14 protein-coding genes are annotated in these 13,350 nt (G+C 58.8%); 2 read left to right on the forward strand and 12 right to left on the reverse strand.

Features of this window, described 5'->3' with window-relative positions:
• The first annotated feature begins 29 nt into the window (after positions 1-29).
• Positions 30-398 carry a hypothetical protein gene (locus tag JNM85_10330; protein MBL8088449.1) on the forward strand — a complete coding sequence of 123 codons (369 nt, stop codon included), beginning with the start codon at positions 30-32 and terminating at the stop codon, positions 396-398.
• On the opposite strand, the gene JNM85_10335 is transcribed toward JNM85_10330, so the two are convergent.
• Genes JNM85_10335 through purL form a run of 6 tightly spaced genes read right to left on the reverse strand, consistent with a single transcriptional unit; the run spans position 368 to position 7,342 of the window.
• On the reverse strand, positions 368-1,108 hold the full coding sequence (locus JNM85_10335) for an ABC transporter ATP-binding protein (protein MBL8088450.1): 741 nt from the start codon (positions 1,106-1,108) through the stop codon (positions 368-370). The genes JNM85_10330 and JNM85_10335 overlap by 31 nt on opposite strands.
• Positions 1,105-1,965, reverse strand: coding sequence for an ABC transporter permease (locus tag JNM85_10340; protein MBL8088451.1), 861 nt, complete (start codon positions 1,963-1,965; stop codon positions 1,105-1,107). The genes JNM85_10335 and JNM85_10340 overlap by 4 nt, the downstream gene beginning before the upstream one ends.
• A gap of 18 nt (positions 1,966-1,983) precedes the next feature.
• On the reverse strand, positions 1,984-2,724 hold the full coding sequence (locus tag JNM85_10345) for an ABC transporter ATP-binding protein (GenBank protein ID MBL8088452.1): 741 nt from the start codon (positions 2,722-2,724) through the stop codon (positions 1,984-1,986).
• Positions 2,724-3,584 carry an NAD(+)/NADH kinase gene (locus tag JNM85_10350; protein MBL8088453.1) on the reverse strand — a complete coding sequence of 287 codons (861 nt, stop codon included), beginning with the start codon at positions 3,582-3,584 and terminating at the stop codon, positions 2,724-2,726. Before JNM85_10350 ends, JNM85_10345 begins: the two co-directional genes overlap by 1 nt.
• An 11-nt stretch (positions 3,585-3,595) precedes the next feature.
• The gene (locus JNM85_10355; GenBank protein ID MBL8088454.1) at positions 3,596-5,041 is read right to left on the reverse strand and encodes a tetratricopeptide repeat protein; all 1,446 of its coding nucleotides are present in this window, start codon (positions 5,039-5,041) and stop codon (positions 3,596-3,598) included.
• Positions 5,042-5,077: 36 nt separating this feature from the next.
• Positions 5,078-7,342, reverse strand: a complete 2,265-nt coding sequence (gene purL / locus JNM85_10360) for a phosphoribosylformylglycinamidine synthase subunit PurL (GenBank protein ID MBL8088455.1) — start codon at positions 7,340-7,342, stop codon at positions 5,078-5,080.
• Here purL and JNM85_10365 point away from each other — a divergent pair.
• Positions 7,308-7,730, forward strand: coding sequence for a hypothetical protein (locus JNM85_10365; protein ID MBL8088456.1), 423 nt, complete (start codon positions 7,308-7,310; stop codon positions 7,728-7,730). The two genes, purL and JNM85_10365, sit on opposite strands and share 35 nt — an antisense overlap.
• Positions 7,731-7,763: 33 nt before the next feature.
• Here the strand turns inward: JNM85_10365 and JNM85_10370 are convergent, their stop codons facing one another.
• From JNM85_10370 to JNM85_10395, 6 genes are all read right to left on the reverse strand, one after another.
• Positions 7,764-7,943 carry a hypothetical protein gene (locus JNM85_10370; GenBank protein ID MBL8088457.1) on the reverse strand — a complete coding sequence of 60 codons (180 nt, stop codon included), beginning with the start codon at positions 7,941-7,943 and terminating at the stop codon, positions 7,764-7,766.
• 91 nt (positions 7,944-8,034) lie between these two features.
• Complete coding sequence (locus tag JNM85_10375; GenBank protein ID MBL8088458.1) at positions 8,035-9,264, reverse strand: helix-turn-helix transcriptional regulator; 1,230 nt, start codon at positions 9,262-9,264, stop codon at positions 8,035-8,037.
• Positions 9,265-9,267: 3 nt separating this feature from the next.
• Positions 9,268-10,875 carry a peptide ABC transporter substrate-binding protein gene (locus JNM85_10380; protein ID MBL8088459.1) on the reverse strand — a complete coding sequence of 536 codons (1,608 nt, stop codon included), beginning with the start codon at positions 10,873-10,875 and terminating at the stop codon, positions 9,268-9,270.
• Positions 10,876-10,894: 19 nt separating this feature from the next.
• Positions 10,895-11,632: a DNA repair protein RecO gene (gene recO / locus JNM85_10385; GenBank protein MBL8088460.1), complete on the reverse strand. Its 738-nt coding sequence runs from the start codon at positions 11,630-11,632 to the stop codon at positions 10,895-10,897.
• Positions 11,625-12,380 (reverse strand): hypothetical protein, encoded by a 756-nt coding sequence (locus JNM85_10390; GenBank protein MBL8088461.1) that lies wholly within the window; start codon positions 12,378-12,380, stop codon positions 11,625-11,627. The genes recO and JNM85_10390 overlap by 8 nt, the downstream gene beginning before the upstream one ends.
• Positions 12,377-13,348 carry a hypothetical protein gene (locus JNM85_10395; GenBank protein ID MBL8088462.1) on the reverse strand — a complete coding sequence of 324 codons (972 nt, stop codon included), beginning with the start codon at positions 13,346-13,348 and terminating at the stop codon, positions 12,377-12,379. The genes JNM85_10390 and JNM85_10395 overlap by 4 nt, the downstream gene beginning before the upstream one ends.
• Between the last annotated feature and the right edge of the window lie 2 nt (positions 13,349-13,350).

The following is a 13,350-nucleotide window of genomic DNA, read 5'->3' on the forward strand; positions in this document are numbered from 1 at the left end:
GTGGACGACTGGGGGTAAGACTAGGCAGGATGTTTCGATCCGCCGCCCCAAAATCGGTCCGCCTGTACGGCTACTTTTGTATCGCCATGCTCATTCTCAATCTTGGGCTGACGTTCGCCGTGCTTGCGATTCCGTCCCAACTCGACTTGGGGGTTCTGGGACCGATCGAAATCGGCTGGACCAAGCAACTCCTGTTCCTCACCGGAATCGTGCTCACCATCTCATATGCGGTCTTACTGGTACTCCCCATCAATCGAACCGCCTACGTCTTGCATCTCACCAACCTGGCGGTGAGCGCGGGTTCTTGCATTTGGGTTCCGATCTGCGCGCCGATGATCCTCACCTTCCGGAGCGCGGAAGTGCAGAACTACTTCGGACTCGGACCCGAAGAAAGGTAAGCCTGGAGCACAGCGTCAGGTGCGCCTTCCATCTTGATCTGCCCTTCTTGAATCCACAGCACACGATTCGCGACGCGGCGAACGGCGTCGGGGTTATGGCTGACAAAGAAGATCGTCCCGCCCGCGACGCGAAACTCCTCAATGCGGGCGTAGCACTTCTGCTCGAAGTCCTTGTCGCCAACAGCAAGCACCTCATCGACGATCAGAATCTCGGCATCGACGTGCACCGCGATGCTGAACCCGAGCCGGGCCAGCATGCCGCTCGAATACGTCCTCACGGGGGCGTGGATCGCCTCGCGCACCCCCGCAAAGTCAATGATCGCGTCCATCCGCCCGTGCACTTCGGCTCGGGTTAAACCGAGGATCACACCGTTAAAGAGAATGTTCTCTGCTCCCGTCAGGTCGGGATGGAATCCGGCCCCAAGCTCAAGAAGCGGAGCGACACGTCCGTTGACATGAATCGTCCCCGACGTCGGCTTGTAGACCCGAGCAATGAGCGAAAGCGTAGTGCTCTTCCCTGCTCCGTTTGAGCCGATAACCGCCACGCACTCGCCGCGCTTGACTTCAAAGCTGATGTCTCGCAGCACGGTGTGCGACTCTAGTTTTCGGCGCTGCCACCAAAGGAATAGAGTCTTCAGCGAGTTCGATCCACTGTGGCTAACGCGGAAGATCTTCGTCAGGTTTTGAACCGAGATCGCTGCTTCGCTCATGGTCTCTCCACGAATCTCCACTTCATGCGGTTGAAAACGGCGTAACCACCGATCAGGACCAGGAAGGAGATCGCGGATGCGACCAGCAGCAGCGGCACGTCAAGCGGCAAGTATGGCAACACCCGATCGCCAATCTTCGGATCAACCGGGGCGACGAGCACCTTGCGGAATGCGGTGCAGATCATCGCCACCGGGTTCAGGTGGTACAGCGTGTAGACCAGATCGGAGTACTTTGCGGGGACCGCGTTTGCATAGCGGACTTGCTCACTGAAGTACATCACTGGGCAAAAGAAGAACATGATGTACAGCGTCACACCCACCATGTACTTCACGTCCTCGAAGAACGTGTTCATCGCCGAGATGAAGAGCGCCAAGCCGGTGGTCAAAGCGAGGTGAATGATCAGCAGGAACGGCAAGTAAACCAGCGAGGGCTGGAAGGGCGTCCGGTCAGGGTGCCGCATCCAAACGGCGAGCAAGAACGCAAAGAACACCGTCAACGCAAGCAAGAAGTGTATGAAGTTGCTCAGGACGCTCGCAAGCGGTAGCACCTCGCGGGGGAAGTAGACCTTCTTCACGACCGGCAAGGCTGCCAAAACGGATTGCGAACTGTCCATGAGCGCCAACTGGAAGAACATATACGGCAGGTACGCCGCGAAGACATACGCGCTGAAGCTCGGAGTCTGGTTGCCCAAAAAGTACCGAAAAACGACGTACATCGCTCCCATGGTCAGGAGTGGGTTCAGGAGCGACCACATGAACCCGAGAACCGAGTTCTTGTACCGGATGCGCAGTTCGCGCTCGACCAAGGTCAACAACAACTCACGAAAGCGCCAAAGCTCCCTGAGTTCATCCAGCATGGACGGCATGTTACCTGCTCACGCCAGTTCAAGCCGGGGCGCAGAGGTGAGCAGCTCCTGCGTATAGGGATGCTGCGGCCTCTCGAAGACGTCCTGCACGTCGCCCGACTCCACCACCACGCCTGCCTTCATCACGAAGACCCGCTGGGCCAAGTACCGAACGGTCACAAGGTCGTGCGAGATGTACAGATACGCGCACCCAAGCTCCTGCTGCTGGTCCTTGAGCAAGTTCAGAATTTGGGCTTGAACGCTCAAGTCAAGCGCCGCCGTGGGCTCGTCGCACAGAACGAGGGGTGGCTTGAGCGAAATAGCCCGTCCGATTGCCACGCGCTGACGCTGCCCGCCACTCAGTTGGTGTGGGTACCGATCTGCCATCTCGGCCGAGAGTCCGACGCTCGTGATCAGTGTATCAACATCAATCGGAGTGCCGGTGACGCTCGACGGCTCAAGCATTGAGCGCCTCACCGTCCAGCGCGGGTCGAGGCTGGCGTAAGGGTCTTGCCACACGACTCCGACGCGTGCGGCCTGCCTAGGCGAAACGCCCCGTACCTGCGCTCCCTGAATGTCGATCGTGCCGCTGGTGATCGGTTGGAGCCCCAAAATCGCCCGGATCAGCGTCGTCTTGCCGCTGCCCGACTCGCCCACGACCGCGACGCATTCGCCAGCCTCGACGGACAGGGATACGTCGTTCACCGCCCGCATGACTTGCGAACCGTTTACGTAGTCGACGCACAGGTTCTGAATGTCCAGGAGCGACATTAATCCCCCACCGGCGGCTGCCGCCGCTCAAAGAGCAATCGGTCAGTAAGCTTGGCGAGAAAGTCTTCGTCATCGAGCGCGATCAGCCGCGTCGTCCGCTCCGACCGGCTGACGCTGACGGCGTCTCCGCTAAGCATCTGCAACCTACTCTGACCGTCGCATGAAAGGACCGCGTCGCCGCGAGTTTCGATCTGAATATGGACGTTGGAAGTCGGCGCGAGCACAAGCGGACGGGTGCTCAGCGTGTGCGGCGTGACGGCCGTCAGAATCATGCACTGCAGGGTCGGCTCAACGATGGGTCCGCCCGCAGAGAGGTTGTAGCCCGTCGAGCCAGTCGGAGTGGCGACCAAGACGCCGTCCGCCGGATAAGAGTTCAGGAACCGGCCATTGACGGTTACCTCAAAATTCAGCATGCGAGCGGTTGCGGCGCGCTGGAGAACCGCTTCGTTGAGTGCATGCAACGTTGCGACCGATTTGCCGTGGCGCAAGAGCTCGACTTGGAGCATCATTCGCTCCTGAACCTTTGCTTGCCCATCGAAGAACAAGCTCAGCGCGGCACCAAGCTCGGAAGGTTGGCATTGGGTGACAAACCCAAAGCGCCCGAAGTAAACACCCAGGACTGGGGTGCCTCGGGCTGCGCACAGGTGCGAAGCACGAATGAGGGTGCCATCACCCCCGAAAGAAATCATCAGGTCGGCGTCGCCGAGTTCCTCAGTTGGCAGGGGTTGGGCATCGATCAACGCCGCCACATCGAGCTCAGAACCCACAAGAGCACGACGCCCCTTCAGGAAGTGCGTCGTGCTCCGTGCTGCCTCAACGGCATCGTTTCTATGAACGTTAACGAGGATACTGATTCGCAATCGCGAGAGCCCTACTTTTTCATTCGCTCAAGATTTCTCTTGGCGTCTTCAAAGTTTGGATCAATTGCGAGTGCTTTTTCTAGCAGAGCAATGGCCTGAGCCATTCTGTTCTGCCGCTCGTAGGTCACCGCGAGGTTATTGTAAGCGGGCAAGAAGCTCGAATCCAGGCTCAGAATGCGCTGGAACGTCTTCGAGGCGTCGTCCAGTTTGTCCATCTGGTACTGGTAAAGGCCCACGCCGTTGAGCGCGCGGACGTTGTTCGGCTGAGACTTCGTGACTTCGACGTAGTGGTACCGGGCTCCTTCATAGTCGCCCTTCTTCCACAGCGCCGAAGCGAAATCCAAGCGGATGTCGTCTCGCTTGGGGGTCTTGTGCAGGAACCCGCGCCAGATACCCATTGCCTTGTCCAAGTCTCCCGACTTGAGCGCGCAGGCGGCGACGTTCAGCTGATTTTGACCATTGGCAGGGTCCAGCGCCACGAGTCGCTCGAAAACTGGCAGGGCTGCTGCGTACTCACCATTGCGATAGAGCAACAACGCATAGTTATTCAGCGAGTCGGCATCGGCATCGTTCATCGCGATGGCCTTCTCGTACGCGACCTTTGCGCCGTCGATATCGCCAGTGCGCGTGCGCAGGACGCCCACGTTGTACCAGTAGGTCGAAGAGTCTCCGAGGGCTGCTTCAACCGCCTCCAGGGTTCGCTTTGCGTCGTCGGCGCGGCCCTCGGCAGCGTAAGCCTGCGAGAGCGCGAGCGAAGTTGCCGCATCCGTTTCGCCGGCACTTGCCTTCTCAAGGTACGTAATGGCCGACTTCGGCCGGTTCAATCGCATGTTCGCGAAGCCAGCGTTTCGGTTGAAAAGCACCGAATCGGGTCGCAGGTCGACCGCCTTGCCGTAGCAGTTTGCCGCCTCGGCATAGTCACCCACGCCTTCGTACGCCAACCCCAAATTGTTGTAGACGAATCCGTCGTTTTTGTTGAGCTCTAGCGCCTTCTTATAGGCATCAACGGCTTGTGCATAGTTCTGCTTTCGCAGGTGGATACCGCCGATATTGTAGTGCGGCTCGTAAAGTCGAGTGTTGAGCTTCGCGATCTCGCTGTACTGCTCAAGAGCTTTGTCATCCTGGCCGGTGGCGACATAGGCGTTACCCAGGTTGTTTCGAATTTCGAGATCGTTTCCTCGGATCGCCAGTGCCTTCTCAAGCACCGGGACGGCATCGCCAGCCATATCCTTTCGCAGGTAGATGAAGCCGAGCCACGAGAGCACATCTGCGTTCTCCGGGGCATCCTTTTGTAAGTCCTGGAATCGCGCCAGCGCTTCATCAACTTTGCCTTCTTTGTAGATGGCCGTCGCTTCGATGACTCGCTTCGTGATTTCAGGAGATGACTGGGCGAGCGCAGGCGCCATCAGCACCATCGCCATCAACCCACCGAGTACCCACTTAGAAATTGTTCTCATTCTATTTTCCCCATCACAAACATTCAGCCCGTGACGCTATGACTCCATTATTCCCATAGTTTGCGGAATGGATCGCTGAAATACCAATCGCAAATCTTCCAGGTTCAGCTTCACTTCATCCAACTCGAACCGAGGTTCTTCGGGTCTCGCTTTACCTAGGTGACTCAAGCGCACGCCGACCAAGCCTGCGAGGTCAGCAACTGCACTCGCGTTCTCAGCGCGGACTGCAATCACGGCTCGCCCTGGCGTTTCGCCGAACCACCTAGCATCTTTTCGGTTCGAAAACTCGAATGGCTCACCTTTTAGACTCGCGATGATGCCAACTGTGTTCGGAATTGCCATCTCTGCAAGCGCCACCGCCACGCCGCCCTCGCTGACATCGTGCGCCGCCTCCAGAAGCGATCCTTCGGCCGCACGGACTAGGAAATCGATGAGCGACAATTCTCCCGCAAGATTGGGTGCGACCGGAAGTCCGTCCTCAATCCCATGGACAGTGGCTAAGTACTCGCTCGCCCCCAGGGCGTCGTGTCGCATCTCATCGAGCGGTGTAGAGACTAGCATCAAGTCGGCCCTGCGCGTCGGCAAGGCCGATCCTATTCGGCGATTGGCGTCTTCGAGCACGCCCAGCATGCCGATCAGCGGAGTCGGAAGGACCTCCCCAAGATTGCTCTCGTTGTAGAAGCTGACATTTCCACTCAACACAGGGGTACCGAGCGCTTCGCAAGCATCGGCGATCCCACGCACCGCGCGCTCAAACTGCCAGTACACATGCCCGAGCTGGGGGTTACCGAAGTTCAGGCCATCGGTCGCCGCGCGTGGCCGCGCCCCCGTACAAGCAACGTTCCGGGCAGCCTCGCACACCGCAAGCAACCCGCCCACGTACGGATCGAAGTATGTCTGGCGCGCGTTGCCGTCGATCTTGAGACTAATGCCCCGCTTGGATCCACGAAGCGCCAGTACCGCCGCATCGGCCGTTCCCGGCGGGAGTGCCGTCTGGGTTTGGACTTGCGTATCGTACTGCTGGTACACCCAGCGCTTGCTCGCCAGGTTGGGCGAGCCCATTAGCTTTAAGAGCGAATCGCTAAGTGGCAGTTCCGCCAACCCGGTTGCGTCGAACTCTTGCGCGCTTCGGTGATACTCCGGAACCTCGATGGCGGTCGAATAGGTGGGGCACTCGTCGGTCAGATGCTTCGGGTTCACCTGCGCCACAAGCTCTCCGTGGTAGAAGATCTCGACGAACGGTCCCTCGGTGACCGTGCCAATAACCTCGGCTTTCAGACCCCACTTCCGGAAAATGGCAAGGACTTCATCTTGACGTCCCTTCTTTGCGACGGCAAGCATCCGCTCCTGACTCTCGCTGAGCATGAGTTCGTAGGCAGACATGCCCGCCTCCCGCGCTGGCACCCGGGCCAGCTCGATGTGCATCCCCACTCCGCCCTTGCTCGCCATCTCCGTCGTGCTGCACGTGATGCCTGCTGCGCCCATGTCTTGGATTGCGATCACTGCTCCGGTCTCGAGTGCCTCCAAGGTCGCCTCGATGAGCTGCTTCTCCGCAAACGGATCGCCAATCTGCACGTTCGGTCGCTTGTCCGCGCCGTCTTCATCGAGCGCATCGCTTGCGAAGGTCGCACCGTGGATACCGTCCTTGCCCGTCGCAGACCCGAGGTAGATCACTGGGTTGCCGATCCCCGCCGCTTTGGCTGTGGCGATCTGGTTCACTGGGACCACCCCTACACTCATTGCATTGACGAGCGGATTGCCACTGTAGCGAGGGTGGAAGAAGACCTCGCCTGCAACGGTTGGCACTCCCACGCAGTTCCCGTAGCCGCCTATTCCAGCCACGACTCTTTTGAAAAGATACTGATTGCGCTTCACAACCTCATCGGGAGCCGAGCCGGGAGTGATCGGTCCGAAGCGAAGCGAGTTCAGTGAGGCGATGGGGCGCGCGCCCATCGTGAAAATGTCTCGTATGATGCCCCCGACACCCGTTGCCGCTCCTTGGTAAGGTTCTACCGCGCTCGGATGATTATGGGACTCCACCTTCATCGTGATGCCGATGCCGTCCCCAATGTCGACGATCCCGGCATTCTCAAGGCCATCCCCTTCCAGCGCCTTCTTGTAACCGCTGAAGTACGACAAAATCGGTCGACTGTACTTGTAGCCACAATGCTCGCTCCACATCACCGCGAACATTCCAAGCTCGGTGAGGGTGGGTGAACGCCCTAGCAGATTGCAGATGAGTGCATGCTCGGTATCATTCAAACCCATGGAACGGTGTGCATCGGGAGCAACGGCGGCCATCCTCGTGATTATAGCTGGAGCAGCCTGCGGGGGGGGCGAGTCGCGGTTCGTCGGCAGTTGGGTTGGGATACGCAAGCTCGCCAACGAAGCCAACATGCCCACTCACATTCAGAACACGCTCAAGCCGGTCAACCTCGAAATCAAATCCGACGGCACTTTCAAGCTTGAGGAGTACGGTATTCCGAGTACAGGCGATGTCGCCTATCAGGCCAACAAAGCTCTTCTCACGGTAAAGACACAGATGAACCGAGCGTTGCCCCCGGAGAGCGAGCCCAAGCCTCTAGAGTTAGAGATCGGGACCGACGGAACTGCGAAATTCCGGGATCCCGCTGGATTCGATACATCGTGGGTGATCATGAAGCGCAAAGAAAAACAGCCCGGACCCTAGGGTTCCGGACTGTCGATTCGCGCCTACTCTGACTTAGGCTGCTTGCTCGGCCGAAGCGCTCGCTCCGCCCTCAACAACCTTGAACAGCTTTCCGCCAGGCACCCAAGTGATCGTTGGGGCTGCCGGATGCGTGAGTTGGGTGTCTTCGTGATCAACTGCCGACTTCGACATGACCACGTAGAAAGTTGCTGCACCAATTAGATAGAGAGCCATCATGCTTTCGTACACCACCGCCGGACAGGAAGTCCGATGCTTCCGTTATTCCCTTGGCTCTACGAAGTCTCCAAGGTGATAATGCCGGATGTCATGGCTTCGTGCGCGCAGTAGCTCGAACGAGGGATGGCGCAGCGCTAAACCGCTCGGCAAATGCTCGGCTAAAGTGGGCGGGGCTGGAGAATCCAACCATGCGCGCGACTTCCGTGACCGACAAGTCGAGGTCCACCAACAGTTTCTTGGACTTCTCCAGCCGAACAGACATGAGATAGCGCTGGAACGGTTTGCCGGTGTACTTCTTGAAAAGGAATCGGAAGTGTGAAGTGCTCAGGCCCAGCGATCGCGCAATGGTCTCGTCGCTCAGGTCCTTGCCGAAATTTCTATCAATGATGGCGAGCGCGCGCGCGATGGCCGCATCGGTCGGTGCATCCGGAACTTTCATCAAGTCGTTGGTCAGTTCTTCAGCCATGCTGCTCATCGCTTCGCAAATCTGACGCGGAGTCGTAAGCGCGTCGAGTTCGCGGGCCGCACGGAGAACGAACCGGTGCATTTGCCGTTCGGCATGCACCTCTAGCATCGCCGCGCAGATCACCGAAAGGAACGTGAGCGCAAGCCCTTTCGCCTCTTCCAATTCGGACATCGCTTCGATCCCACGGACCGCCTGTTGCAGCGCCATCCCAAACCGCACGCGGTCGCCGACGCGGACGACGGCCGCGAGCTCATCCAGCGTCACACCGCGACTGGCGGCATGAAACGGACACCCGGGTGCGGGAACGGCCTCTACGAAGACATCGAAGATGCAGAAACTCGTATCGGTGCCACAGTCCACGAACCTGAGCTGGGGATTCTCGGTCGGCTCCGGGAGGTCAATCGACAGGACATCGACCCGGGCCGCCTTCCCTTCGACTTTGCAGGAGCCGATGGTCTGCAAAACGATTCCGTCGCCTGAGGAAAGGTGTACATGCCCCACGGTGTGCGCATCCAAGTAGTGCGTCCCGCAGACGAGCGGCAAACTCTGAGCCGAGTTTTCGCCTTGGATGATCAGGCTGGCACCAACGGTTCCAGGTGCCTCATCTTCCGTCGTTGCGTAGAGCCCAAAGATCCCCACGAAGTGGATTCGGTTAACAATGCCGGTCGAGACCGGGATTTCGATCATCAACTCGTTGGGCAGCTGCTTCGCGGCGTGGACGGGTCCGCGCCCGCCCTGACTCTGCCACGCATGCTTCGTAGAAAGTGGTTCTCCGTTCCACTCCATACCCGCCGCGAGGCTCGGACCGGAGCGCGGTCTCTCGAAGCGTCCAACCAGCATCAGGGGTCTCATAAGCTACTCCAGAGTGACGGTGGTGTGCGGAAGGTGGCCGAACAGCGAATGGCGCATCCCCTTGACTCGCGGTGCAATAAGTTCTGCATCGCGCTGGAAGTAGATCGGCATCCACGGCGCATCTTGAAGGATCAGGTCCTCCGCCCGGGCGTATTTGGCATCCCGTTCCGGCCCCAGCGGCATGACGTCAGCTTCCGCGCAGAGCTTGTCCACTTCCGGGTTGCTGTAGCCCATCTTGTTCTCCGGGCCGTTCGTTGTGAGCAAGAGGGTCAAGAAGTTTTCGGGATCGAGATAGTCTGCGCCCCACCGCATATGATAGAGCTGGAGTTCGCCACGATCCTTCTTCTGCAAGTACGCACCCCACTCCATGCTGCGCAGATTCGTTTTCATACCCAAGTTCTTCTGAAGCTGGGCAGCCAAGTTCTCTGCGACCAGCCGGACATCGGGTCGCGAGTCCCGATAGTTGAACTCGATCGGGGGTATCTTCGCGGGGTCGGGGTATCCGGCCTTGGCCAGGAGCGCCTTTGCCGCGGTCGGATCGAATGGTAAGACCGCAGCTTGGGCGCGCGCACCAGTAACGGCTGGCGGCAGGATCCCGTTTGCAAGTTGGTTGATGCCGCCCAGCGTCTCCTTCACAATCTGCTCGCGATCAACCGCCATTGCGAAGGCGCGCCGGACGTCTCGGTTCTTGAACGGCGGATAGGCGTTGCCAGCCATGCCCATGTACCAGATCGCGGCTCGGTCGAAGAACTGCAGCTGATCTTTGAACTTCGCGTCCGACTGCAGACCACTGACGTCGCCACGCTCCAACTGGACAAGGTCGAGCTCACCGTTTTTGTATTTGAGCAGGCGTGTCGCGGCGTCCTTGATAATCGGTCGCTCAATTCGCGCGATCTTCGGGGCACCTAGGTAGTAGTCAGGGTTAGCTTCCAGGACGAAAAGCTGGTCAGTGGAGTACGACTTCGCCTTGTAAGGGCCAGTCCCGACCATGTCCGTGGTGCTCTTCATCACCGTGTTTGCGGGCACAGATTCCTTTGGCAAGACGGCCGCGGTGAGGTAAGTCAGCTTCGCAGGAAAGAATGGAATCGGGCGGAGGAGCGAGATAGCAACGGTCGCTGGGTCACGCACAACCACGCCGCTGATGGTGTCGCTCTTGCCTGCGAGGCGGTCTGCGACCCCGACGATGTCGCTCAAGTAGGTACCCGCGACCGGAGAAGCCAGCGCTGGATTGCAGGCGCGCTCGAGACTCCACTTCACGTCTTCGGCGGTCACGCTGCGTCCGTTATGGAATTTGGCGTTCGCTCGGAGCTTAAACACGTACGTGCTGCCGTTGTTCTCGATCGTCCAGCTCTCCGCGAGACCAGGCTTGACTTGGTTGTCTTCTCCCCAAACGGTCAAACTCTCAAAGACCTGCTGCAGGAGGTCGATCGTATCACCATCTTCGACCGCATGGGGATCAAGCGTCGATGGGCTGGTGACGATGGGATACCGCAGCACCTGCTCCTTGCCCGCGGCAGTGCGCTTCGAAAATCCCTGCCCTCCGGAACCACCCGAGCAGCCTGCCAAGAGAAGCGCGCTTACCGCCAGAAGCCAAACAATCTTTCGCACCATGTGACGGATTCTACTTGACTCAGCTGATGTTTGATACGATTGCGGCCTGAAGCGCGGGCAAGTCTCCATGCGCGTGGTGTCGAAGGAACGGCACCAGCACCCTCAGAGACTCTTCGCGACGTCTCATGCGACTGGGTGGCTCGGGTTGCTCTGCCAAGCGTTCTAAACCGACCAGGACAAGATCGTCGGCGGTGAAAGCGTCCCGGTAACTTGGCGCAGAGGTGGCTGGGATGATCCCACCTGCCGTGGGACTCACCCATGCCGGAGTCAGGGTGTTGGGGGTTCCCGTCTCGGTGCACACTCGGAACGAAGGCAACACGCCTTCGATTTCGAGCGCCTGGAGGAACGACCAGAGGGCCGCCACGAGCGGGTCCTCGTGGGTCTCAATCCGATTGAGCGATTCAATCAGCAGATCAAACTCGCTCTCGTGGGAGTGGCCGCCCAGGGTGAAGGCGGCGTAGAGTTCGGCAAGAGCGAGGGCGAGTACAAGTCGGTCGTAGTCCGTGCGCAGTCCGCGAAACGCGGAACGAGGTTGCGCCTGAGTGACATAGGTCACCCGAGGTCCGGCAGCCAGATGAAATTCTGCAAGGACGAGCGGCTCTGAGACTCCTGCGAGCCGCGAACCGGGCTTGCGTGCCCCGCGCGCCACGACATCTTGTCTTCCCTGCTCCCGGGTCAAAAGTGAAAGGCGCCGGTCCGATTCGCCGCTATCGCCACGACGTAGGACCAGCGCCAGAGCGTTGCTTTCTTTAGCCACCGAAGAGCTTGCTCACACCATCCTTGGCAAACTCAATGAAGATAAAGAACATGCGGTCGATGACCAGCGCGAAACGGGCCATGACGGTTGAGCCGAAGATCGCTCCGAGACCCACCATTAGTAGCCATCGGCCAGCGGTGTTGGCGTTCTTCATGAGCTTGTTCTTCACGTCGAAGCTGAAGAAGAAGTAGCTGAGGACGCACAAGATCGTGACGACGAAGATCGCGTTGTTGATCGCTTGGCTGACGAAGATCTGCTGCGACGCTGCCGTCGCCTCCTCCGGGCTCATCTTCAACTTGTCCGGCACGAAGAACGTGCCCTGAGTCGGGAACACTGGCCGCATCGAGTCGTGGATCTGCTTGCCCCACGTATTCCAGAAGGTCTGAATCTGCTGACCTGCCCAGAGACCTAGAATGATGCCGATGGGAATGCGGCTCATCCAGTTATGCTTCTTGCTAAAGACCATGTAGGCCATGAGCCCAAACGGCAGCATCAGCATGTACAGGAAGTAGCCGGGCGTCCCTTGGGAACCAGTGGTTGCGTCAGGTACCGATCCCACCATGCGAAGCCACCACGGCTCGTACAACGTCTCTTTCCACACCGCGACAATGGTGAACCCAGCCGCGAGCCCAAGGAAGACGTGCTCCACGAACCGATAGAATTTGTTCTCTCGGTAGAGAACGCTATAGAGTCCGACCGTCGCGATGACGCCAGCGAGCAGTTTCCATGCGAGGAATTTTTCGTTCACTTGCCACGCCCCTTAAACTTGGATGCAATGATGCTGGCGTTCCCCGCAAGCACTGCGAGAATCATCAGGGTCAAAGCCGCATGAAGCGCCAAGTAGTACTTGGCACCGCGGTCGTAGTTCGTCAATCCCGTGAAGGGTTCCACTTGGACATCGCGGAAGTTAGTGCTTTCTATCCGCTTGTCATCGGGGCCACTCTTCGGAACGGACGTTCCTCGCACTCCTGACTCCATCATCCGCTCAATATCGTAGACGCCCTTGAGCCCGATGCTCAATCCGACGAGCTGTCCCGATGCGTAATACTGTTGCATCTGGGGGCCGATGACGCCGGTGCACATGAGTGCGAGCGGAACCGAACCGCCCACACGGGCGATCAAGAAGTCCATCGTTCCCGAGGCGGTGATGTTCACTAGCAGCTGAAAGTCACCGATCCTCTTCACCTTGGCGAGCACCGGAGATCCCCAGATGTCCGCCGACTGTCCGTCGGGCCGACGATTTTGTTTGTCCTTGAACGCGGCGCGGATGTTGCCCTTCATGCTCGTAGCGAACGCCCCCGATGGGTCCGCGTAGTACCCCGCGTCAACCCAGTCCTCGAACAACTTGTACCGTTCGGCTTCGGGCTGTTCCAAATTGATTCGGTTGATGACGTTGCGAGCCACCTGCGGTGCCTGAGCGTCGCCCACTGCGTACAGTAGGAACTTCACCTTGCGTCGCATGATGATTCGCATCAGAGCTTCAAACTGCCCCATACTCTCGCCGCGTGAAGAGTTCGTCCAGTCAGACTGAATCAGGATCGGCTTGGACGGATCCAGCTGGCTCAAAGCCAGGAACATGTCAACGGACTGGTCCTCGGGCTTGCTTGGCACGTCCGCCTTGAAGAACAAGGTCACGGTGCAGACCAGGATCAGGAGCAGGTACAGCGTCTGCGAGCTTAATTTTGAGATTCTATCGACAAAGGAACGTTCTGCCATTG

Origin of the sequence: Chthonomonas sp., from assembly GCA_016788115.1 — a bacterium.
Lineage (GTDB): Bacteria > Armatimonadota > Fimbriimonadia > Fimbriimonadales > Fimbriimonadaceae > UBA2391.

Coding starts and splice junctions, on each gene's coding strand:
- JNM85_10330 (MBL8088449.1), top strand. CDS start 30: ATGTTTCGATCCGCCGCCCCAAAATCGGTCCGCCTGTACGGCTACTTT.
- JNM85_10335 (MBL8088450.1), bottom strand. CDS start 1,108: ATGAGCGAAGCAGCGATCTCGGTTCAAAACCTGACGAAGATCTTCCGC.
- JNM85_10340 (MBL8088451.1), bottom strand. CDS start 1,965: ATGCTGGATGAACTCAGGGAGCTTTGGCGCTTTCGTGAGTTGTTGTTG.
- JNM85_10345 (MBL8088452.1), bottom strand. CDS start 2,724: ATGTCGCTCCTGGACATTCAGAACCTGTGCGTCGACTACGTAAACGGT.
- JNM85_10355 (MBL8088454.1), bottom strand. CDS start 5,041: ATGAGAACAATTTCTAAGTGGGTACTCGGTGGGTTGATGGCGATGGTG.
- JNM85_10365 (MBL8088456.1), top strand. CDS start 7,308: ATGGAACGGTGTGCATCGGGAGCAACGGCGGCCATCCTCGTGATTATA.
- purL (MBL8088455.1), bottom strand. CDS start 7,342: ATGGCCGCCGTTGCTCCCGATGCACACCGTTCCATGGGTTTGAATGAT.
- JNM85_10370 (MBL8088457.1), bottom strand. CDS start 7,943: ATGGCTCTCTATCTAATTGGTGCAGCAACTTTCTACGTGGTCATGTCG.
- JNM85_10375 (MBL8088458.1), bottom strand. CDS start 9,264: ATGAGACCCCTGATGCTGGTTGGACGCTTCGAGAGACCGCGCTCCGGT.
- JNM85_10380 (MBL8088459.1), bottom strand. CDS start 10,875: ATGGTGCGAAAGATTGTTTGGCTTCTGGCGGTAAGCGCGCTTCTCTTG.
- JNM85_10395 (MBL8088462.1), bottom strand. CDS start 13,348: ATGGCAGAACGTTCCTTTGTCGATAGAATCTCAAAATTAAGCTCGCAG.